The sequence below is a fragment of the Serratia ureilytica genome (assembly GCF_013375155.1).
GTDB classification, from domain to species: domain Bacteria; phylum Pseudomonadota; class Gammaproteobacteria; order Enterobacterales; family Enterobacteriaceae; genus Serratia; species Serratia ureilytica.
On sequence record NZ_JABXOF010000016.1, the window covers coordinates 26,206 to 48,155 of the forward strand.

The window sequence follows — 21,950 nt, forward strand, 5'->3', positions numbered from 1 at the left end:
GGCTCAGGCTTCGGTAACAACCGGCACCCGTGCCGCCAACGCCGACAACAGTTCATAGCCTAACGTCCCTGCCGCCGTGGCCACCTCGTCCACCGGCAGGCGTTTTCCCCACAGCTCCACCTCGGCGCCCAGTTCAACGTGGGGACTGGGCGTCAAATCCACCGCCAGCATATCCATCGATACCGTTCCCAGGGTGCGTGTCAGCACGCCATCGACCCATACCGGCGTTCCGGTCGGCGCATGACGCGGATAGCCGTCGGCATAACCGCAGGCCACCACGCCGATACGCTGCGCGCCGGCGGCGCTGTAACGGCCACCGTAGCCCACGCGATCTCCAGACTTCAGCTGCTGAATGCCGATGATCTCGCTGCTCAGCGTCATCGCCGGCTGCAACCCCGTCGATGCGATATCGTTCCAGCATCCGCTCGGCGAAGCGCCATAGAGAATGATCCCAGGGCGCACCCAGCTGCCGTGGGTCGCAGGATGCCACAGCGTAGCGGCCGAGTTGGCCAGGCAACGCGGCAGCGGTACATCGGCCGCCGCCGCCTCGATGGTGGCCATCTGCTGAGTTACGCCTTCCGGCCCGTCGGCGGTGGCGAAGTGACTCATCAGCGTAAGCTCGGCAATATTGGCGACAGCCTGCGCCCTGCGCCACACCTCATGCAGGCGCTCGGGCGCAAACCCCAGCCGATTCATGCCGCTGTTCACTTTCAGATAGACATCAAGCGGCGCACTCAGCTTTGCGTCGGCGATCGCCGCCAGTTGCCAGTCGCTGTGCACCGCCGTCGTCAGGCGATAACGATCGAGCAAGGCCAGATCCTGTCGCTGGAAGAAGCCTTCCAACAACAGGATCGGCCCCTGCCAACCGGACTCGCGCAGCAACACCGCTTCGGCCAGATCCAGCATGGCGAAGCCGTCGGTGTGCGCCATGCTGCGCCAAACGTGTTTGATGCCGTGGCCATAGGCGTTGGCCTTGACCACCGCCCAGACTTTGGCGCCGGGGGCGAAACGGCGCACCACCTGCAGGTTGTTTTCAATTGCACCGAGATGCATCGTGGCGGTTATCGGACGGGGCATCGCTTCTCCTTGGGGCAGCGTACAGCGGCCACGCGCGCCTGCGCGTGGCCGAAAAAGTCTATGACAGCGTCGACGATTAACGTGCGGGATGCACGTCGTTCAGCGGAACCGCGTGTTGCTGGCGAAATCCGGCGCTGTAACGCGCCACCGCCAGGTCATCGGAAGGGATTGCCGGCGTAATGCCGGACATCAGATCGGACAACAACTGCCCGGAACCGCAGGCCATGGTCCAGCCGAGCGTGCCATGCCCGGTGTTGAGGTACAGGTTTTTCAACGAGGTGCGGCCGACGATCGGCGTGCCGTCCGGCGTCATCGGGCGCAAGCCGGTCCAGAACGTCGCGTCTTCCACTCTGCCGCCGTTCGGGTAGAGATCGCGCACCACCATCTCCAGCGTTTCTCGCCGCTTTTGCTCCAGCTGAGTATTGAAACCGACGATCTCCGCCATGCCGCCGACGCGAATGCGCTGGTCGAAGCGCGTGATGGCGATTTTATACGTCTCATCCAGTACCGTAGAGAATGGCGCCGCCGCCTCATCGACGATAGGGATCGTCAGCGAATAGCCCTTCAGCGGGTAAACCGGAATAGACACCAGGCCGCGCAGCAGCGCCGTGGAGTACGAACCGAACGCTACCACATAGCTATCGGCTTTGAACACTTCCTCGCCGCACTGTACGCCGGCGATCTTGTCCCCCTCCACCAACAGACGGTCGACGCTGCGGTTGAACAGGAAGGTCACGCCCGCCTGCTCAGCCATCTTCGCCAACTGTTGCGTAAACAGTTGGCAATCGCCGGTTTCGTCGTTCGGCAACTGCAGGCCGCCGGTCAGCTTGTGCGCCACCTGCGCCAGCGCAGGCTCAACGCTGCCGAGTTGGCCGGCCTCCAGCAATCGGTAAGGCACTCCGGCATCTTCCAATACCGCAATATCTTTCGCGGCGTTTTCGAACTGTTGTTGGGTGCGGAACAGCTGCAGCGTGCCGCCCTGACGGCCTTCGTACTGGATGCCGGTTTCCTGCCGCAGCGCCTTGATGCAGTCGCGGCTGTATTCCGCCAGGCGCACCATGCGGCCTTTGTTGGTCATGTAGTGTTCGGTGTTGCAGTTTTTCAGCATCTGCCACATCCAGTTCAGCTGGAAGCTGCTGCCGTCGAGACGGATCGCCAGCGGCGCATGGCGTTGGAACATCCACTTAATGGCCTTCAGCGGCACGCCCGGCGCCGCCCAGGGAGCGGCATAGCCCGGTGAAATCTGCCCGGCGTTCGCCGCGCTGGTTTCCAGTGCCGGGCCAGGCTGACGATCTATCACCGTCACCTCATGCCCAGCCTTCGCCAAATACCAGGCACTGGCTACGCCCACCACTCCACTACCTAAAATTACCACTCGCATCGCTGACTCCAGCCCAAGGCTTCACAAAGCACAATCTTCTGCTAACAGGAAATTAACTCAGTGAAAAAATCCGTCCAACAACTTCGTCATCAAACGTGACAATATTCACAATTAATTTATCGTCGATGGCCCGCGCATTTGCAATAGCCGCCAGAAAATAGCGATAAGATACGGTTTAAGGGGGTTTATGGCGCGAGGTCACCCCTGATTCGCTAGCATTGCTATCATTGATGTCATGGAAAATTGGCGTGATAAGCAACATGGATTTAACAGAATATAAAAATATCAGCTAACCTATAAATAGAATAAAAAACCACAAAAACAAAAAATACCAAAACAACTGGCAAATAACGGCACCACCCGCTGCAGCAGAAAAATCGCGTAAATTTTCAGCCCTTAATAGCCTTATTTTTACTGTTGGAATAAAGCGGCGTTCACTGTGGCGCCATCTTGTTTTCGCTGCAGCACGATATGAACGTTCAAGCCCCCAGCCGCGCCTAGAGTTCATACTGTCGCTATTCAGGAGAACCTCGCATGTTCATCGCTCTCTATCAGTTCTCAGTCAAAACCGGACACGAACACGCTTTTCGCCAGGCCTGGCTTGAATTGACGCAGGGCATCTATCAGCAACGCGGCAGCCTGGGCTCGCGCCTGCATCGGGAGGTGAACGGCAAATATATCGGCTATGGGCAGTGGCCAAGCCGCTCGGCATGGGAAAACGCCGGTGATATTCAGCTGGATGAACGGTACCGAGCGGCTCGGGATCGTATGCGCGCCACTTTATTGGCGGATGAAACGCTATTTGAAATGGACGTCACGGACGATTACCTGCAAATCAGGTCGTTCGACTGACCACAAGCCCACGCGTGCGGGCTTGTGGTGGCAGAAGAGAGAAGCATCAATGATGCAGCATCTCGTCCACGACTTCTTTGGTCTGCAGCTGGAATGGGTAGTAGGTCGGCCAGTTATCCATCTCTTTCAGCAACGCCTCCTGCGACGTGTTGCCCATAAAGATATGGAAATGCGCCGATTTGCGCGGCCCGATAATGTGATCGCTGAACTGTACGAATTTCGGCGCCTGGCTGTCGGCATCCTGGCACTCGAACAGATAACGCACGCCTTTCTTACCGGAGACATACGTCAGGATCTTATGCCCGGCGTACTTGTACTGACAGGCGCTGGATTGGTCGCCACGGTGAAATTCCATGACACCGTTCTCAATGCCAATGGTATCCACATCGGTGGCGTAACCTTGGCGGTAATACGCCTTCACCTCTGCGAAGGTTTTGCTCTTATCCTGCGCCGCTTTCTTCTTGAACACCGGGTCAAGATCCCCATTGATCAGATACGGATACACGGATTGCCATACGCCCTCCCAATCAGTCAGGTCGCGATCTTTGACGTCTTTATCGTCGAACACGCCTCCCTCCGCCTTTTTTTCCACTTCCGTCAGCGGCTTGCCATGTGAATGATGCCCGTGAGCCAACGTTTGCCCACTGATGAACAGCGCCGCCAGCGCCACTGCCAATTTGCCCAAATGCCTCGTCAAAACGCGCTCCTTGTCCGTTATTGAGAAAAATGAAAAGTTACAATATAACATAACAGTTTTCAATCCCTGTCGCACAGCAGGCAATGTGTTGCACGCCCCTGCCGCAGGGCTATACTCGGAGAAGATGCGCGGTGTTGCACCGCCTTCTGCCGGGACGGGCGCCGGATCGACCGCCGTTCGCCCCTTTGCGTACCGGCATTTTTATTTCACTGATTTGCAATGGTTAATTATGACTTGAACTATGCTTGTTACAGGGTCTGCCGTTTGAGCAAGGCCCGTGAATAATGAGGGTGCGCTGATGACTACTTCAACACATGACAAGGTTAAGGATGATAAACGTCTGAGCGATGGACCGGACTGGACGTTCGAACTGCTGCAGGTGTATTTGGAGCAGATCGACCGCGTCGCCAAGCATTACCGGCTCGACACCTACCCCCATCAGATCGAGGTGATCACCTCAGAACAGATGATGGACGCCTATTCGAGCGTCGGCATGCCGATCAACTATACCCATTGGTCCTTCGGCAAAAAATTCATCGAAACCGAGCAGCGCTACAAACAGGGCCAGCAAGGGCTGGCGTATGAAATCGTCATCAACTCCAATCCCTGCATCGCCTACCTGATGGAGGAGAACACCATCACCATGCAGGCGCTGGTGATGGCGCACGCCTGCTATGGCCACAACTCGTTCTTCAAGAATAACTACCTGTTCCGCAGTTGGACCGACGCCAGCTCCATCGTCGATTACCTGCTGTTTGCTCGCCACTACATCAGCCAGTGCGAAGAACGCTACGGCGTCGAAGAAGTGGAACGGCTGCTGGACTCCTGCCATGCGCTGATGAACTACGGGGTCGACAGGTACAAACGCCCGCAAAAAATCTCTTTGGTGGAAGAAAAAGCGCGCCAGAAAAGCCGCGAAGAGTATCTGCAAAGCCAGGTGAATACGCTGTGGAAGACCCTGCCACGCGTCGAGCGCGAAGAGTCGCCTGAGCAGGCGCGCCGATATCCGAGCGAACCGCAGGAAAATATCCTCTATTTTATCGAGAAGAATGCGCCGCTGCTGGAACCGTGGCAGCGTGAGGTGCTGCGCATCGTGCGCAAAGTCAGCCAATATTTCTACCCGCAAAAACAGACCCAGGTAATGAACGAGGGGTGGGCGACCTTCTGGCACTACACCATCCTTAACCATCTTTACGACGAAGGCCGGGTGACCGAGCGGTTCATGCTGGAGTTTTTGCACAGCCACACCAACGTGGTTTATCAGCCGCCGTACAACAGCCCATACTATAACGGCATCAACCCGTACGCTCTGGGCTTCGCCATGTTCCAGGACATCAAGCGCATCTGCCAATCGCCGACCGAGGAAGATCGCTACTGGTTCCCGGACATCGCCGGTAAAGACTGGTTGGACACGTTGCACTTCGCCATGCGCGACTTTAAGGATGAGAGCTTTATCAGCCAGTTCCTGTCGCCCAAAGTGATGCGCGACTTCCGCTTGTTTACCGTGCTGGACGACGATCGCAACAACTACCTGGAAATTGCCGCGATCCATAACGAAGCGGGCTACCGGGCAATCCGCCAGGAGCTGTCGGCTCAATACAATCTGAGCAACCACGAGCCGAACATTCAGATCTGGAACGTAGACCTGCGCGGCGACCGTTCGCTGACGCTGCGCTACATCCCGCAGGAGCGCGCGCCGCTCGATAAGAGCCGCCGCGACGTGTTGAAGCACCTGCATCGCCTGTGGGGCTTCGACGTGATCCTCGAGCAGCAAAACGAAGACGGCAGCGTGGAATTGCTCGACCGCTGCCCGCCGCGGCCTACGCCGCTGTAACCGCCATAACGACAAAGGGCGCCAACACGGCGCCCTAATTATGTCATTCGCACGGCATCAGCGGCGCGCTTCGGTCAGATCGCTCGGCATGGTGCCCTGCATGCTCTGCCAAATCGCCCCGCTGTCTTTACCGTAGTTGCGCACGGTGTCCATCACCTGGTCGTACAGCTTCTCATGGCAAAGCGTAGACAGCTTGCTGTAGAAGGTCAGCGCCAGCTTGCGCGCTTCCGGGTTGGAGAAGTAGTAACGACCCACGCGGGTGTACAGCCCTTTCAGGCCGTTGAAAATCAGGCCATAGATCGGGTTGCCGGAAGCGAACGCCAGACCACGGAAGATCTCATAGTCCAAGACATTGAAGGCATCCGCCTGATCTTCCACCTCGGCGGCTTTCGCCAGCACTTCCTGCGCCTGCTCAGGATGATTGCGCACCGCAGCGCGAATAAAGATCGACGCGATATTGGTACGCACGGACAGCAGGTTATCGATCAGCTGCGGGACGCTTTTGTGATCGAGACGAGCCACGGTCTCAAGGATATTGAGGCCGGACGTTTCCCAGAAATTGTTCACTTTGGTCGGTTTACCATGCTGAATGGTCAACCAGCCATCGCGGGCAAGACGTTGCAACACTTCACGTAACGTAGTGCGCGTGACGCCAATCAACTCCGAAAGCTCACGCTCCGCGGGCAAAATAGAGCCAGGGGGGAAGCGATTATTCCAAATACTCTCAATAATGTACTCTTCCGCGAAACCGGCAGGACTCTGCGCCTTTATGACCATGTGTTTGACGTTCCGTTGCGACGATAAAATCAGTAAAAGTAATCAGCTCATCATACCAGATCACACAGACATGACATAGCGTGAGCGAAAAACAATAAACGAAAGTGTGCATAAAGTGGCAAAAAACGCGCAAAAACACCGGCCCTGAGAAATTTGCCGCCGTAAAACAAGCTCCGGTTGCGCCCGCCCCCGCCGCGTTGTTAGGGTACGTGCTACGACTGATTTAAGGATGCATAAAGGACAATGGAAACAACCCTGCGCAGCGCCCTGCTCAAAAACTTCCTGGGGCAATCTCCCGACTGGTACAAACTGACCATTCTCATTTTCCTGGCGATCAACCCGCTGGTGTTCTTTTTCGCCAGCCCGTTTCTCGCGGGTTGGCTGTTGGTGATCGAGTTCATCTTTACCCTGGCGATGGCGTTGAAATGTTACCCGCTGCTGCCGGGCGGCCTGCTGGCGCTGGAGGCCGTGGCCATCGGCATGACCAGCCCGGCGCAGGTTTCGCAAGAAATCGAACACAATCTGGAAGTGCTGCTGCTGCTGGTCTTTATGGTGGCCGGCATCTACTTTATGAAGCAACTGCTGCTGTTCGTGTTCACCAAGCTGCTGCTCAATATCCACTCGAAAACGCTGCTGTCGCTGGCGTTCTGCCTGGCGGCCGCCTTCCTTTCCGCCTTCCTCGATGCGCTGACGGTCGTCGCGGTAGTGATCAGCGTCGCCACGGGGTTCTATTCCATCTATCACAATGTGACGTCGAACCGCTCCGACGGCGACATCGGCGATGACAGCGATTTCACCGGCGAAGAGCGCAAGCAGACGCTGGAGCAATTCCGCGCCTTTCTGCGCAGCCTGCTGATGCACGCCGGCGTCGGCACCGCGCTCGGCGGAGTCATGACCATGGTGGGCGAGCCACAGAACCTGATCATCGCCAAAAGCGCGGGCTGGGGCTTTATCGACTTCTTCCTGCGGATGGCGCCGGTCACTTTGCCGGTGCTGGCATGCGGCCTGCTGGTCTGCTGGCTGGTAGAGCGTTTTCGCCTGTTTGGATACGGCACGCCACTGCCGGAAGCGGTGCGTGAGGTGCTGAAAGAGTATGATCGCAAGGCCACCGCAGGCCGCAGCAAGCAAGAAAGGCTCAAGCTGGTGATGCAAGCCCTGATCGGCGTTTGGCTGGTGCTGGCGCTGGCCTTCCACCTGGCGGAAGTCGGGCTGATCGGCCTGTCGGTCATCATTCTCGCCACATCGCTGTGCGGCGTGAACGACGAACACGCCATCGGCAAAGCGTTCCAGGAGGCGCTGCCGTTCACCGCCCTGCTGACGGTATTTTTCACCGTGGTGGCCGTGATCATTGAGCAACACCTGTTCAGCCCGGTGATCCAGTTTGTACTGCGCGCCGAGCCCGCTTCTCAGCTTTCGCTGTTCTACCTGTTCAACGGTCTGCTGTCGTCGGTTTCCGACAACGTATTCGTCGGCACGGTTTACATCAACGAAGCGCGCACCGCGCTGGAAACCGGCGCCATTGCGCTGAAACAGTTCGAACTGTTGGCGGTCGCCATCAATACCGGCACCAACCTGCCTTCGGTCGCGACCCCTAACGGCCAGGCGGCGTTCCTGTTCCTTTTGACGTCGGCCTTGGCGCCGCTGGTGCGTCTGTCGTATGGCCGCATGGTGTGGATGGCCCTGCCTTATACGATCGTATTGACCGTGGTCGGCCTGCTGTGCGTACAGTTCACGCTGGAGCCGGCGACCGAACTGTTGACACAGTGGCACTGGCTGACGCTGCCGCCTGTCGACGCCATCGGCCACTGATGCGGCGCCGGCAGGGTAAACCGACTATTTTTACGCTGAAACCGGCCCAGGTGGCTGGCAGCGAGGGGGAATTGGTTTACACTGCCGGTTCAATTGCTTACTGCATGGAAGAATCTAGATATGTTGCAATTCTTTAACCGCTGTTCACAAGGACGCGGCGCCTGGCTGCTGATGGCCCTGACAGCGTTGGTGTTGGAACTGGTCGCGCTCTATTTCCAGCACGTTATGCTGCTGCAGCCCTGCGTCATGTGCATTTACGAGCGTTGCGCGCTGTTCGGCATCCTCGGCGCCTCACTGGTGGGCGCCATCGCGCCGAAAACGCCGCTGCGCTATGTGGCGATCCTGCTGTGGATCTACAGCGCCTGGGAAGGCGTACAGCTGGCGTGGAAACACACCATGATCCAACTGCACCCCTCGCCGTTCAATACCTGCGATTTCTTCGTCAGCTTCCCGTCCTGGCTGCCGCTGGATAAATGGCTGCCTGCGGTGTTCCACGCTTCCGGTGACTGTTCCGTGCGTCAATGGCAGTTCCTGACGCTGGAAATGCCACAGTGGCTGGTGGGTATCTTCGGTGCCTATCTGCTGGTGGCGCTGATTGTGCTGATCGCGCAATTTGTTCGCCCACGCCGCCGCGATTTGTTCGGCCGCTGATAGGCCAACAAACAAAAAACGGCGCCTCAGGGCGCCGTTTTTTTAGGGTATTACTGTTGAATTCAGAGATAACCCCATTTCAGGTATGTGTAAGGAAGTAAACGAGCACGATCAGTGCCCCAGCTACGGCAAACAGACGGACCATTTTCATTGTTATGCTCTCGAACTTGCGGGAGAGCGGCCAAATTACCCAACTTATCGTTTAAAAAGAAGCATCCTGGCTCGATTAAGCGCGTAATTTACATAACATTAAACTTCTGCGTTGCCAGCGGGCCAACACATGCTGTGCAGGCACTTTCCTCACGGCCTGCGGGCATCAATAAATTACCGTTATTTATGAACGACTGCGTCTTTGTCACATTCAGAGCACAATATTTTGGTGAAGTTTGCCCATAAAATCCTTATAGTATCGGCAAAGTGAGTACTACCGATTTCCCTGGTGTTGTTGTGTGTCTTGCCCCTCATCTTTGCAGGGGCTTTTTTCCTTCTCCCCCCAACCGTCAGTCCCCGCTGCCTTTAAATAAATCATTCAAATTTAACTCTGCGCGGTATCACTCATCGGCCATCGCTCGCGCACTAATGATTAAAATCGTTCGTGATTCTTTCCTTATGCTGAATGCAGTAGGCCAATGATATCAAGGACACGATTTATGCCGGATAGCACCTTTCCCCCCACGTCTCAGCGCCCGTTCCTGCGGCGCATGCTGCTCAAAGCAGGGAAAAAATTCCTGCGCTGGAACGGCGAATTTCAGACTCGCCATTCGCTCATCTCCACCACGCCGCGGATCGGTAATCATGAATTTAATTGGGTGGCGGCGCTGGAAGCCCGTTGGCCTGCCATTCGCCAGGAGTTGGATCGGTTACTGGAGCACCCGGAGGACATCCCCGCGTTCCACCAAATATCACCGGATCAGAAACGCATCTCCAAAGGGGATAATTGGAAAACCTTCGGGCTATTTGTCTACGGGCAGCGCGTTGATGAGAACTGCGCCATTTGTCCGCACACCGCACAGGCGGTCAGCGAGATCCCCGGCATGCGCACCGCCATGTTTTCGATCCTTAAGCCGCACTATCACATCGTCCCCCACAAAGGCCCGACTCGTGCCGTGGTGCGCGCGCATTTGGGATTGATCGTGCCAAAGGATCGGGAAAAGCTCTGGATCCGCGTCGACGATCAGATCCTGCACTGGGATGAAGGCAAGGTCATTTTATTTGATGACTCTTATGAACACGAGGTGCGCAATGATACCGACGAACTGCGTGCGGTGCTGTTTCTCGATATCGACCGGCCGATGGACAAAGTGGGGACGGCGGTAAATAAACTGCTGTTCAGCCTGATTAAAGCCAGCCCTTACGTGAAGCAGCCGCTGAAAAATCTGGCCAACTGGCGCCGCCGCGACAAAAAAGAGTGAAGTGACGGCTTGCCTGCCGGTTAGCGCAATTGCAGAGGGCGGCGTGTCCTGACACGCCGCCCTCTTGCATGAAAACGCGTCTTGCTGCGCAAGGGGGCCGGCGTTATCTGGCCCAGTCCGGTTTGTTGAGGATATGGTCCTGCCAGTCCACCACTTCGCTCTCGCGCACCGCGATATGCCGCACCGTGATGCGCTCACCGTGCATCGCCGCCTTGGAGCCGCTCAGCAACGGGTGCCAGGGGAACAGCGGCTTGCCTTCGCCGATCAGGCGATAGGCGCAGGTCGGCGGCAACCAATCGAAGGTGGTGAGGTTTTCGCGCGTCAATTTGATGCAGTCCTCTTCCAGCTCGAAGCGCCGCTCGTAGTTACGGCATTGGCAGGATTTGATGTTGAGCTGGTTGCAGGCTACGTTGGTAAAATAAATCTCGTCGGTATCTTCGTCGATCAGCTTATTCAAACAGCATTGCCCGCACCCGTCGCACAGCGATTCCCACTCTTGTTCTGACATTTCCGCCAGCGTTTTCTGTTGCCAAAAAGCGAGTTGTGACATGTTAGCGTCCGGTTTCGGTAAATGGATAACTCACCTGCGCACAGGTTCGAGGGGGGACTATATAGACATTTTAGCCGCGAGATGCAAGTTTTGCCGCCGACGATGCCGGCGGCCAACAGCGATCAGATCACCCGGGTGCTGAGCGCTTTACCGTTCAGACTGATTTTCAGCATGTCGCCGGAAGCCATCGGGCCTACGCCCTGCGGCGTGCCGGTCAGGATGATGTCGCCGGCGCGCAGCGTGAAGAAACGGCTCATGTAGCTGATTAGCGGCAGGATCGGCGTGATCATGTCACGCGTATTGCCCTGCTGGCGCAGTTGATCGTTGACGGTCAACGACAGCTCGGCGTTTTGCGGATCGCCGAATTCCGCCACCGGGATAAATCCCGACATCGGGCAGGAACCGTCGAAGGCCTTGGCCTTTTCCCACGGCTGACCGGCTTTTTTAAAACCGGCTTGCAGATCGCGCAGCGTCAGATCAAGCGCCACGCCGTAACCGGCAATCGCACGCGCCACGCGATCTTCGTTGGCCTGCTTCAACGGCGTGCCGATCAGTACCGCCAGCTCTACCTCATGATGCACCGCACCGAACTCTTTAGGGATGGCCACCGGCTGGCGGATATCGCATAGCGCCGTCTCCGGTTTGATAAACACCACCGGCTCGACGGACACCGCACTGCCCATTTCCTTGATGTGATCGGCGTAGTTGCTGCCGACGCAGACCACCTTGTTCACCGGGAAATCGAGCAGCGAACCCTGCCAGTCTCTGTGTTGATACATACCGCTTCTCCCAAACTGTAGAGGCTTGGCGCGCCAAGCCGATTATTGGTGTGCCGGATCAATGCCCGATCGCGTCTGCCATCATACCCACGGCGATAGCGAAATAGTAAGAGCGATTCCAGTGCATCAGGGTGCGGAAATTATCATAGACCAGGAAGGTCCGCCCCTGCAGATCATCCGGCGCGATGATCCAGCCGCGCTGCACGGCGTGCGGCAACGCGCGGCCATCCGCACGGCGCACGCCGCGTTTCTGCCAGTCGTTGACGCTGCGCGCCTGCGCGTCTTTCAGGCCCAGTTCGGCTCGATTGAAGCCGGCGGGCAGTTTGACCTCGCGCCCCCAACCGATGCCGGGCTGCCAGCCCTCTTTGGACAGGTAGCTGGCCGTGGACGCGAAAACGTCGTCAATGTTATTCCAGATATCGATGCGCCCGTCACCGTCGCCGTCCGCCGCATAGCGCAGGAAGGAGCTTGGCATAAACTGACATTGCCCCATCGCGCCGGCCCAGGACCCTTTGAGCGACGTATCGCCAACGTGCCCCTGTTCGACTATCTGCAACGCCGCCAGCAGCTCCCGGCTGAAAAAGGCCTCGCGGCGCCCTTCGAACGCCAGCGTCGCCAGCGCGGACACCACGTCCTCCCGCCCCTGGATCTTGCCATAGGCGCTCTCCATGCCCCACAGCGCGATGATATAGCGCCCCGGCACCCGATAGCGTTCGCTGGCCCGCAGCCATTGCGCATGGCGCTGCCGGTACAGTTCGCGCCCCTGCCGCACCTTGGCGGGCGACATCACCCGCCGCAGGTAATCATCCAAAGTGATCTTCTGCTCCGGCTGATTGCGGTCGGCCTTGATCACCCGATCGACGAAGTGGATTTGCGCAAAGGCGCGGTCAAGGGTGGCCTGACTGATGCCCTGTTCCCGCGCCCGGCGCTTCAGTTGCTCGACATACGCCGGGAACTGCGCCGGATCGCGCCCGCTGGTCGCCAGCGTCGTCTCCTGCGCCGCCTGCGGTGCGCCCGGCATCATCGCACCGCCCAGCGCCAGCCAAACGGCCAACGCGGTACTTCTCGCCGAACGTGTCATCATGCCTCCCCTGACCGTGGCGGCGGTCTCAGGCCTTGTCGCCCGCCAAATGCTGATTGAGCAGGTTTTCCACCGGCGGCGGGAACTGCAGGTAATAACCTTCGTCTTTCAGCGCCTGTTTCACCTTTTCGATATCCGCCGAGGCCAATTTCTTGCGTTCATCGAGTGAAAGCATCATGGCGAATTGCGGTACGCCGAAACTTTTCATCAGCGCTTCCGGCACACGAGAGAAATCGTCTTTTTTTTCGACATAAAGATAAGTTTGATCGCGTTTCGGGCTTCTATAGATCACACAAAGCATTTTTTTAACTCTATTTAATTGAGGGAGCGTCTTGCCTGGATATAACTCTGACTATAACATGCTTATAGTACATCGGAATATCGCACCCCGAGTGGTATTCCGGGGATTTAAAGTTGCTGAGACTGAGTCAGGATAGATGTCACAATCGCCAATTGAGCTAAAAGGCAGCAGTTTTACCCTATCGGTTGTTCATTTGCATAATTCGCAGCCCGAGGTAATACGCCAGGCGTTACAAGAAAAAGTTGAGCAAGCGCCCGCTTTTCTGAAAAACGCCCCTGTTGTTATCAACGTCGCAACGCTGGATGGCGATGCGAACTGGAAAGAACTTCAACAGGCTGTCGCGGCGGCAGGTCTGCGCGTTGTGGGTATCAGCGGTTGCAGAGATGAGCGTCAGAAGCGCGCGATAGCCCGTGCCGGGCTGCCGTTGCTGAGCGAAGGCAGAGGCCAGAAAATGGCGGCGCCGGAGCCTGCACCTGCGCCCGTGGTGGCGGACAACGCCCCCGCCAAAACGCGTATCATCAGCACCCCTGTCCGTTCCGGCCAACAGATTTACGCCCGCAACTGCGATCTTATCGTGACCAGCAGCGTCAGCGCCGGCGCCGAACTGATTGCCGACGGCAACATTCATGTCTACGGCATGATGCGCGGTCGCGCGCTGGCAGGCGCGTCAGGCGACACGCAATGTCAGATTTTTTGCACCCACCTGGCGGCTGAGCTAGTCTCTATCGCAGGGCAGTACTGGTTGAGCGACCAAATCCCGTCCGATTACGTCGGGCAGGCCGTACGACTCAGCCTGTTGGATAACGCTTTAACCATACAACCTTTAAATTAAGCCCTTTTGACAAGGAATCCATTTCATGGCACGCATTATTGTTGTTACATCGGGTAAAGGGGGCGTTGGCAAGACCACTTCGAGCGCGGCCATCGCTACCGGCCTGGCCCAGAAAGGCAAGAAAACCGTCGTGATCGATTTCGATATCGGCCTGCGTAATCTTGACCTGATCATGGGCTGCGAACGTCGGGTAGTTTATGATTTCGTGAACGTGATTCAGGGCGACGCCACGCTGAATCAGGCGTTGATCAAAGACAAACGCACTGAAAACCTCTATATCCTGCCGGCTTCGCAGACACGCGACAAAGACGCGTTAACCCGTGAAGGCGTTGAAAAAGTCCTCAACGATCTCGGCGAGATGGATTTTGACTTCGTGGTCTGCGACTCACCGGCCGGTATCGAAACCGGTGCGCTGATGGCGCTGTATTTCGCCGACGAAGCTATCATCACCACCAACCCGGAAGTCTCTTCGGTACGCGACTCCGACCGTATCCTGGGCATCCTTTCCTCCAAATCGCGCCGCGCCGAGAAAGGCGAATCGCCTATCAAGGAACACCTGCTGCTGACCCGTTACAACCCGGGCCGCGTCAGCCGTGGCGACATGCTGAGCATGGAAGACGTGCTGGAAATCCTGCGCATTCCACTGGTGGGTGTGATCCCGGAAGACCAGTCCGTACTGCGTGCTTCCAACCAGGGTGAGCCTGTCATTCTGGATGCCGAGTCAGACGCCGGTAAGGCGTATGACGATACCGTTTGCCGCTTGTTGGGGGAAGAACGCCCATTCCGCTTCATTGAAGAAGAGAAGAAGGGTTTCCTGAAACGCCTTTTTGGGGGATAAACCATGGCCTTATTAGACTTCTTTCTGTCCCGCAAAAAACAGACAGCCAATATAGCCAAGGAACGGCTGCAGATTATCGTCGCAGAGCGTCGTCGCGGGGACAGTGAGCCCCCGTATCTGCCTGATTTGAAACGCGATATTCTGGCGGTTATTTGCAAATACATTCAGATCGATCCTGAAATGCTGCATGTGCAGTTCGAGCAGAAAGGGGACGATATTTCGGTACTTGAACTTAACGTGACATTACCGGAATCGGAAGAAGCAGCTAAATGATTGCGACGCATTAATTACCCCCTGTATATTTTATGCAGGGGGTAACTGTATGTGTATCCAGTTATTAAGCATTATCGGCAGCAAAAAATCGATTTTTCCCTTTGGGACAATTCCCAATTAACTTTGCCACCACCTCGTTTAAAGTAAATTCTGGCCAGATTTACCTTCAACGCATTATTTCCTGCCTATATTCACCCGAGCAGAGTTTCCCTACCCTGCCCTGGTGATAACCAGCGATTAATAATCTTTCAGTATGTCCTGCAACGGCGCCATTAATAAATCGCCGCGCCAGCCGCTGATTAATTCAGGGCGACTCTCGCCGTCCTTCAGTTTCCAATGCCAGTTCAACAATTGGTTAATTTGGCGACGGGATGCCAGCAGCTCGCTGCTCAACCCGCTTTGCTCGCTGACGGTTGCGATAGCGGCCTTGATGTCCTTAAACACCTTCTTGTAGCCCGGCTGATCGATAAGGTTAGCCAACGGCGCCGGCAACTCGGACTCCTCCAGCGCTTCGGCTTCGGCCACCAGCGCCAACAGCGTTTTGCCGTGATAACGGATCTCCGGCCCGCTCAGGCCCAGCGAATCCAGTTCTCCCAGCGAAGACGGCATAAAGCGCGCCACCTGCCACAGGTTCTCCTCGCGAACCACGAAGTTCACCGCCAGATCGCGCTCGCGCGCCTGGCGCAACCGCCATTCCGCCAACTTCTGCAGGCACCCCAGCTGACGCGGGCGCAACTGCCAGGCATTGCTGATTTCGCGATAGGCCACTTCCGGCGCCAGCGCCTCGCTACGGCGTTGGCACAGCAGCAAGCACTCGTTATTGGCCGCAGCGGTCCAGCCGGCCTCTTCGGTCTCCTGCACCAGCTGTTTGGCCATCGGCAGCAGGTAGAACACGTCGGCGGCCGCATACACGCACTGTCTTTCAGTCAGCGGGCGCGCCAGCCAATCGGTGCGCGACTCGCTCTTGTCCAGTTCAACCTTCATGTACTCCGCCACCAGCGTCGCAAAGCCGCAGGAGAGCGGCCGACCGGTAAAGGCCGCCAGGATCTGAGTGTCGATCATCGGCGTCGGCAGCGTTTTAAAGGCGTTGAGAAACACTTCAAGATCTTCACTGCCGGCATGCAGAAACTTCACCACGGCGGTGTCGGCCAGCAGCTCGACAAACGGTTGCCAGTGCTTGATCGGCAGAGGATCGATAAGGGAGAGTTGTTCACCGTCGTAAAGCTGGATCAGGCCCAGCTGCGGATAGTAGGTACGCGTTCTGACAAACTCGGTGTCCAGCGCAACCTGGGCATGCTTTCTCGCCTGCTCGCAGACCTGCTGCAATCCGGCATCGGTAGTGATCAACTGATAATTCAAAACATCATTCTCTTGTAGGATTCAAACACAACAACGCCGGCATTCACCGGCGTTGTTGATAGGCTGACGCGAGAGCGAAACCTAGGCGGCATCGGCCGGCTTAGGCGCTTTTTGCTCATCGCGCAATTCTCGCCGCAAAATCTTGCCGACGTTCGACTTCGGCAGTTCATCGCGGAACTCAACAATTTTAGGCACTTTATACCCGGTCAGGTGGCGTCGGCAATGGGTCAACAGCTCTTCCTTGGTCAGCGAGGCGTCTTTCTTCACCACGCAGATCTTCACCGTTTCGCCGGAGGCCTCGCTGGGCACGCCGATTGCCGCACATTCCAGCACTTTCGGGTGCTGGCTGACCACATCTTCAATCTCGTTCGGATACACGTTGAAACCCGAGACCAGGATCATGTCTTTCTTGCGGTCGACGATGCGCACAAATCCCTGATCGTCCACGGTCACCACATCACCGGTCGCCAGCCAGCCGTCTTTCAGCACTTCGTCGGTGGCATCCGGACGCTGCCAATAGCCTAACATAACTTGCGGCCCTTTGACCCACAGTTCGCCCGGCTCGCCCGGCGGCACGTCATGGCCGTTGTCGTCCACCAACCGAATGTCCGTCGACGGCACCGGCAGACCGATGCTGCCGCTGTAGTGTTTAAGATCGTAAGGGTTGCCGGCCACCAGCGGCGCGCACTCCGTCAGGCCGTAACCTTCCAGCAGGTGTTTGCCGGTGGTTTTCTCCCACTTCTCGGCCACCGATTTTTGCACCGACATGCCGCCGCCGACCGAGAAACGCAGCGTAGAGAAATCGAGCTTGTGGAAGTCTTCGTTGTTCAGCAACGCATTGAACAGCGTATTTACCCCGCTCATGGCGGTGAACGGGTATTTGCCCAATTCTTTCACCAGGCCCGGAATGTCACGCGGGTTGGTGATCAGCAAATTGCGCCCGCCCAGATCGATAAACAGCAGGCAGTTCACCGTCAGCGCGAAAATGTGATACAGCGGCAGCGCCGTCACCACCAGCTCCTGCCCTTCACGGAACAGCGGCGAATAGGCGGCCTTGGCCTGCTCAAGGTTGGCCTGCATGTTGCGGTGCGTCAGCATCGCCCCCTTCGCCACCCCGGTGGTGCCGCCGGTGTATTGCAGGAAAGCCAGATCGGCATTAATGATGTCCGGTTTTACATATTGCAAACGGCGGCCGCGCTGCAGCGCGCTGCGGAAGGAAATGGCGTCCGGCAGGTTGTATTTCGGCACCAGACGCTTAACGTATTTGACCACGAAGTTGACCAACGTGCCCTTGGCAGCCGACAGCTGATCGCCCATGCGCGTCAGGATCACGTGTTTGACCTGGGTGTTGAACACCACTTTTTCCAGCGTATGGGCAAAGTTGGAGACGATGACGATGGCACTGGCGCCGCTGTCGTTCAACTGGTGCTCCAGCTCGCGCGGGGTATACAGCGGGTTGACGTTGACCACCACCATGCCGGCACGCAGAATGCCGAACAGGGCAATGGGGTATTGCAACAGGTTAGGCATCATCAGCGCGACGCGGTCGCCCTTCTTAAGGCCCAGCTCATTTTGCAGGTAAGCCGCGAAAGCCCGGCTGCGTTCTTCCAGTTTGCGGAAGGTCATCACCTCGCCCATATTGATAAAGGCGGGCTGATCGGCATAGCGCTGCACGGCATGCTCAAACATTTCGATCAACGACGAATAGCGATCGGCATCAATCTCTGCGGGCACATCTGCCGGATACCGTTTTAACCAGACCTTATCCAAGGTATTACTCCTGAAATCATTACTAATTATCATCGCAGCCCTCAAACTCGCAGCCTAACCATAACAATATTTTAACTCAGCAGACCAGTTCGGGTTTTAAACATTACTCAGGTTGCGATGTACGTCACTAATTGTCGGATATTCCTTATCCCAAAAAACAAAAGGGCGGCCTGAGCCGCCCTGTCAAATTTGTTCACATCAAGCGTATGTTACTCGGTTACGATGGTTTGCACCTGTGCCGGGCCGGGGTTGTACCAGCCATAGCCGGCGCCCCAGCCGGGTCCCCACGGGCCACCGCGCCAGCCCCAAGGGCCCATCGGCGCAGGCGGCATCACCACCTGCTGTACCAGATGCCAGCGCTTGAAACCGGTCACGTTCATCGTTACGAAGCGATATGGCGTCATGCCGATCCGCCCCTCTTTCAGGCCGGTGATAGGGCCGACGACGGTCACCAGTTGGCCTTTGAAATCGACCGGTTCGAGGAAGCCGTTCACCGTGGCCAGCAAGCGGCCGTTCGACGGTTCACCCAGTATCGGCCGCGCACCGCTGTCGAGCGGCACCGCCGCGATCTCCAGCAGCGTGCGCCCTTGTTCGTTGGCGACGTTCACCACGGTGCCGCCAAAGCGGGCTTCCGCGCCGGTAAACAGGTTCGGTGCATTTTGTACCGAGGAAAGCTGAGTCACCGGCGAAGGGCTGGAGCCTTTGATCGCATCCGGTACGGTGACGCACCCGGTCAGAACCAGCGCGCCGCAGGCGACGGCCAGCAGCGACAGCTTTTTACTTGCAGTGCGGATTAACATGGTCGCAATCTCCTGAAATGCCTGTAACTTTGACCGCGTTTCAGCGCTCAAGTTGCAGGCCTTCATCGCCCGGCATCAACATCAGCACAATAACACCGCGATTACTCGCGGCCCGGCAGTTTTTTCCAGGTCACTTCATTGCGCAGGTAGGTCGGCTCGGCGTTTTCCACCGCCACCGCCAGCCCCTGTTGCCAGGCGTGCAGCGCCAGCGGCAGCATGTCTTCCGCCTGCGGCAACAGCATCTGGCCGTCGCGCACGCTCAGCGTGGAACCGTTGACCAGATCGGGGTAGGTTTGCCAGCCGGTGCCGACGTGGGCCCATTCGCCCTGCAGGCGCTGTGCACGCTCGAGCGCCTGCGCCGGCGACAGCACCGCCTCGCCTTCGCTTTCCAACCAGCGGCCGTCGGCCTGACGTTCGAACTGCCCCCAGTAGACCTCGCCCATACGCGCATCGATCGCCGCCAGCACACGCTCCGCGCCGCTGACGCGCCAGGCGCCCTGCGCCATGGTTTGCAGCGTAGAAACGCCGATCATCGGCAGATCGGCGCCCAGCGCCAGGCCCTGAGCGATGCCGATGCCGATGCGCACCCCGGTAAAACTGCCGGGGCCGCGGCCGAAGGCCAGCGCATCGAGCTGGTTGAGCGCCAGGCCGGATTCCGCCAGCACCTGCTGCACCATAGGTAAAATACGTTGCGTATGCTCGCGTGGGCACAGCTCAAACAGGGCGTGGATTTCGCCTTGATTCCAGACGGCGACGGAACAGGCTTCCGTCGCGGTATCGATCGCTAAAATTCGCGTGGACATGCCAACCTCTGGCGGGAATAAAACTGGGTTTTTCATACAGGGCGCGCATTGTAGCACAGCCCCGTAAGCCCTTCATCTTTCACGTGGCCGACGTATCAGCGGCCTGCAAGAAGGCGATCGCCTGCTTCAGATCGCGGGTACGCGGCGTAGGCGGCAGGCTATTGAGGAACACCTCGCCATAAGGGCGCATCACCAGACGGTTATCGCAGATCACCAGCACGCCGCGATCGTCGGTATCGCGGATCAAACGGCCCACCCCCTGTTTCAGGGTGATGACCGCATCCGGCAACTGCACGTCATTGAACGGATCGCCGCCGCGCAGGCGACAATCTTCAATGCGCGCCTTCAGCAGCGGATCGTCCGGTGAGGTAAACGGCAGCTTATCGATGATCACGCACGACAGCGCATCGCCACGCACGTCCACCCCTTCCCAGAAGCTGCTGGTCGCCACCAACAGCGCGTTACCGGCGGCGACGAACTGTGCCAACAGCTGCCCTTTGCTGGTTTCCCCTTGCAATAAGACCGGCAGCGTCATCGTGGCACGGAACTCTTCCGCCAGCTCGCGCATCATCTGGTGCGACGTGCACAAGAAGAAGCAGCGGCCGTTGTTGGCTTCGATTAATGGGCGCAGCATGCGCGCCAGCTGGCGCGCCCCGCCGGGCTGATTCGGCGAAGGCAAAAAGCGCGGCACGCACAGCAACGCCTGTTTGGCATAGTCGAACGGGCTCGGCAACAGCAGCGTTTTGGCCTTGGTCAGCCCCAGCCGTTCGGTGAAGTGACCCAACTGATCGTTGACCGACAGCGTCGCCGAGGTAAAGATCCAGCTGCCCGGCTTCTCGTCCAGCATTTCGCGGAAACGATCGGCCACCGTCAGCGGCGTCAGCGCCAACACGAAGTGGCGCGAATTGCACTCATACCAATAGCTGTAGCCCGGTTCCGTCACCGCCTTGAGGCGTTTGAGACGCGCGCGATACAACGTGGCGCGCTCAAAGGCGGCATCCAGCAGCGCCGAACGCCCCAGCGACAGTTTCATGACGTCATAACACAGCTCCAGCGCGTCATCGAGCAGCAACAAAGCGCGCTGCACGTTCGGTTCGCCGAGCACATCCCGCAGGTTGCCGCGAAAACCCGGCTCCCCCAGATTCAGACGGAAATCTTGCGTGCTCAGGCTGAGACGGTCGGCGCTTTTTTGCAGTTGGGCGGCATCGCGCACCTCGGTGCGGTAGGCGATGGTGATGTCCTTCGCCAGATCCAGCAGTTGGCGGCTGGTGAGCTGCTGGCCGAAATACTGGCTGGCGATGTCGGGAATTTGGTGCGCCTCATCGAAAATCATCACCTCGGCTTCCGGGATCAGCTCGGCGAAGCCGCCCTCTTTCACCACCATATCCGCCAGGAACAGGTGATGGTTCACCACCACCACATCCGCATCCATCGCGCGGCGGCGCGCTTTGACCACGAAGCAATCCTGATACAGCGGGCAGTCGCTGCCGAGACAGTTGTCATTGGTGCTGGTCACCAATGGCCAGACGAAGCTGTCTTCCGCCACTTCGCTGCAGGTGCTGATATCACCCTCTTTGGTCTGCGACGACCACTTGCGCAGTTGCACCAGATCGATCAACGTCTGCCCCGCCAGCTCCCCGCCGGCCATCGACTGTTGCTCAAGACGCTCCAGACACAGGTAGTTGGAGCGCCCCTTCAGCAGCGCCAGCTTGCCTTTGTACTTCAGCGCCTTGGCGACGGTGGGCAGATCGCGCGCATACAGCTGATCCTGCAGCGCTTTCGAACCGGTGGAGATGATCACTTTGCGATCGGCACGCAGCGCCGGCGCCAGATAAGCGAAGGTTTTGCCGGTGCCGGTGCCGGCTTCCACCACCAGTTCCTGCTTGAAATTGATCGCTTCGGTAACGGCTTGCGCCATCTGCCGCTGCGGCTCACGCGGTTTGAATCCCTTGATAGCCTGCGCCAATGCGCCGTCTGTTGCAAAATCGTCTGTCACGCTGTCTCTCTGCCGGTGTCATTCAGCGGTGATTATGCCAAGCCTGCCGCCCGGCTACCACCCACTTTATCGCCGCGC

General features: G+C 57.8%; 21 protein-coding genes. 8 read left to right on the forward strand and 13 right to left on the reverse strand.

What is annotated here, in order from left to right:
• Positions 1 to 3: 3 nt before the first annotated feature.
• Positions 4 to 1,077 carry a catabolic alanine racemase DadX gene (dadX, locus tag HWW83_RS23615; protein WP_176589633.1) on the reverse strand — a complete coding sequence of 358 codons (1,074 nt, stop codon included), beginning with the start codon at positions 1,075 to 1,077 and terminating at the stop codon, positions 4 to 6.
• Positions 1,078 to 1,153: 76 nt separating this feature from the next.
• Positions 1,154 to 2,458 carry a D-amino acid dehydrogenase gene (locus HWW83_RS23620; RefSeq protein WP_033643328.1) on the reverse strand — a complete coding sequence of 435 codons (1,305 nt, stop codon included), beginning with the start codon at positions 2,456 to 2,458 and terminating at the stop codon, positions 1,154 to 1,156.
• Between the two features lie 534 nt (positions 2,459 to 2,992).
• Here HWW83_RS23620 and HWW83_RS23625 point away from each other — a divergent pair.
• A complete protein-coding gene (locus HWW83_RS23625; RefSeq protein WP_047574897.1) occupies positions 2,993 to 3,310 on the forward strand; it encodes an antibiotic biosynthesis monooxygenase family protein in 318 nt (105 codons plus the stop codon).
• Positions 3,311 to 3,356: 46 nt separating this feature from the next.
• Here HWW83_RS23625 and zinT read toward each other — a convergent pair whose 3' ends face one another.
• The gene (zinT, locus tag HWW83_RS23630; protein WP_101452910.1) at positions 3,357 to 4,007 is read right to left on the reverse strand and encodes a metal-binding protein ZinT; all 651 of its coding nucleotides are present in this window, start codon (positions 4,005 to 4,007) and stop codon (positions 3,357 to 3,359) included.
• Between the two features lie 298 nt (positions 4,008 to 4,305).
• Between zinT and HWW83_RS23635 the strand changes: the two genes are divergently transcribed.
• Positions 4,306 to 5,841, forward strand: a complete 1,536-nt coding sequence (locus HWW83_RS23635; RefSeq protein ID WP_033643331.1) for a SpoVR family protein — start codon at positions 4,306 to 4,308, stop codon at positions 5,839 to 5,841.
• Positions 5,842 to 5,898: 57 nt separating this feature from the next.
• On the opposite strand, the gene fadR is transcribed toward HWW83_RS23635, so the two are convergent.
• Positions 5,899 to 6,618: a fatty acid metabolism transcriptional regulator FadR gene (gene fadR / locus HWW83_RS23640; RefSeq protein WP_033643333.1), complete on the reverse strand. Its 720-nt coding sequence runs from the start codon at positions 6,616 to 6,618 to the stop codon at positions 5,899 to 5,901.
• Between the two features lie 243 nt (positions 6,619 to 6,861).
• Between fadR and nhaB the strand changes: the two genes are divergently transcribed.
• From nhaB to HWW83_RS23655, 3 genes are all read left to right on the forward strand, one after another.
• Entirely contained in the window at positions 6,862 to 8,427 is a 1,566-nt protein-coding gene (gene nhaB / locus HWW83_RS23645; RefSeq protein ID WP_069100693.1) for a sodium/proton antiporter NhaB, read from the forward strand.
• Between the two features lie 120 nt (positions 8,428 to 8,547).
• Positions 8,548 to 9,078, forward strand: coding sequence for a disulfide bond formation protein DsbB (gene dsbB, locus HWW83_RS23650; RefSeq protein WP_033643335.1), 531 nt, complete (start codon positions 8,548 to 8,550; stop codon positions 9,076 to 9,078).
• Between the two features lie 650 nt (positions 9,079 to 9,728).
• On the forward strand, positions 9,729 to 10,490 hold the full coding sequence (locus HWW83_RS23655) for an aspartyl/asparaginyl beta-hydroxylase domain-containing protein (RefSeq protein ID WP_033650953.1): 762 nt from the start codon (positions 9,729 to 9,731) through the stop codon (positions 10,488 to 10,490).
• Between the two features lie 103 nt (positions 10,491 to 10,593).
• On the opposite strand, the gene ycgN is transcribed toward HWW83_RS23655, so the two are convergent.
• From ycgN to HWW83_RS23675, 4 genes are all read right to left on the reverse strand, one after another.
• Positions 10,594 to 11,040 (reverse strand): cysteine cluster protein YcgN, encoded by a 447-nt coding sequence (gene ycgN, locus HWW83_RS23660; RefSeq protein WP_025159803.1) that lies wholly within the window; start codon positions 11,038 to 11,040, stop codon positions 10,594 to 10,596.
• A gap of 122 nt (positions 11,041 to 11,162) precedes the next feature.
• Positions 11,163 to 11,819 (reverse strand): fumarylacetoacetate hydrolase family protein, encoded by a 657-nt coding sequence (locus tag HWW83_RS23665; protein WP_033643338.1) that lies wholly within the window; start codon positions 11,817 to 11,819, stop codon positions 11,163 to 11,165.
• A 58-nt stretch (positions 11,820 to 11,877) separates the two neighbouring features.
• The gene (locus HWW83_RS23670) at positions 11,878 to 12,900 is read right to left on the reverse strand and encodes a lytic murein transglycosylase (RefSeq protein WP_046687238.1); all 1,023 of its coding nucleotides are present in this window, start codon (positions 12,898 to 12,900) and stop codon (positions 11,878 to 11,880) included.
• 28 nt (positions 12,901 to 12,928) lie between these two features.
• A complete protein-coding gene (locus HWW83_RS23675; protein ID WP_033643340.1) occupies positions 12,929 to 13,201 on the reverse strand; it encodes a YcgL domain-containing protein in 273 nt (90 codons plus the stop codon).
• A gap of 136 nt (positions 13,202 to 13,337) precedes the next feature.
• On the opposite strand from HWW83_RS23675, the gene minC reads away from it, so the two are divergent.
• The 3 genes from minC to minE are packed head-to-tail and all read left to right on the forward strand — an operon-like array spanning position 13,338 to position 15,144.
• Positions 13,338 to 14,033 carry a septum site-determining protein MinC gene (gene minC / locus HWW83_RS23680; RefSeq protein WP_033650952.1) on the forward strand — a complete coding sequence of 232 codons (696 nt, stop codon included), beginning with the start codon at positions 13,338 to 13,340 and terminating at the stop codon, positions 14,031 to 14,033.
• Between the two features lie 25 nt (positions 14,034 to 14,058).
• Positions 14,059 to 14,871 carry a septum site-determining protein MinD gene (gene minD / locus HWW83_RS23685; RefSeq protein WP_004932300.1) on the forward strand — a complete coding sequence of 271 codons (813 nt, stop codon included), beginning with the start codon at positions 14,059 to 14,061 and terminating at the stop codon, positions 14,869 to 14,871.
• A gap of 3 nt (positions 14,872 to 14,874) precedes the next feature.
• Positions 14,875 to 15,144 carry a cell division topological specificity factor MinE gene (gene minE / locus HWW83_RS23690; RefSeq protein WP_004932303.1) on the forward strand — a complete coding sequence of 90 codons (270 nt, stop codon included), beginning with the start codon at positions 14,875 to 14,877 and terminating at the stop codon, positions 15,142 to 15,144.
• Positions 15,145 to 15,381: 237 nt separating this feature from the next.
• On the opposite strand, the gene rnd is transcribed toward minE, so the two are convergent.
• The 5 genes from rnd to yoaA all read right to left on the reverse strand — a co-directional run bounded on the left by rnd (position 15,382) and on the right by yoaA (position 21,872).
• On the reverse strand, positions 15,382 to 16,503 hold the full coding sequence (gene rnd, locus HWW83_RS23695) for a ribonuclease D (protein WP_046687239.1): 1,122 nt from the start codon (positions 16,501 to 16,503) through the stop codon (positions 15,382 to 15,384).
• A gap of 81 nt (positions 16,504 to 16,584) precedes the next feature.
• A complete protein-coding gene (gene fadD / locus HWW83_RS23700) occupies positions 16,585 to 18,273 on the reverse strand; it encodes a long-chain-fatty-acid--CoA ligase FadD (protein ID WP_033643344.1) in 1,689 nt (562 codons plus the stop codon).
• A 209-nt stretch (positions 18,274 to 18,482) separates the two neighbouring features.
• Positions 18,483 to 19,073, reverse strand: a complete 591-nt coding sequence (locus tag HWW83_RS23705) for a Slp family lipoprotein (protein ID WP_021503867.1) — start codon at positions 19,071 to 19,073, stop codon at positions 18,483 to 18,485.
• Positions 19,074 to 19,174: 101 nt separating this feature from the next.
• Complete coding sequence (tsaB, locus tag HWW83_RS23710; protein ID WP_033643345.1) at positions 19,175 to 19,876, reverse strand: tRNA (adenosine(37)-N6)-threonylcarbamoyltransferase complex dimerization subunit type 1 TsaB; 702 nt, start codon at positions 19,874 to 19,876, stop codon at positions 19,175 to 19,177.
• A 79-nt stretch (positions 19,877 to 19,955) separates the two neighbouring features.
• Positions 19,956 to 21,872 carry a DNA repair helicase YoaA gene (gene yoaA, locus HWW83_RS23715; RefSeq protein WP_004932318.1) on the reverse strand — a complete coding sequence of 639 codons (1,917 nt, stop codon included), beginning with the start codon at positions 21,870 to 21,872 and terminating at the stop codon, positions 19,956 to 19,958.
• Positions 21,873 to 21,950 lie beyond the last annotated feature (78 nt).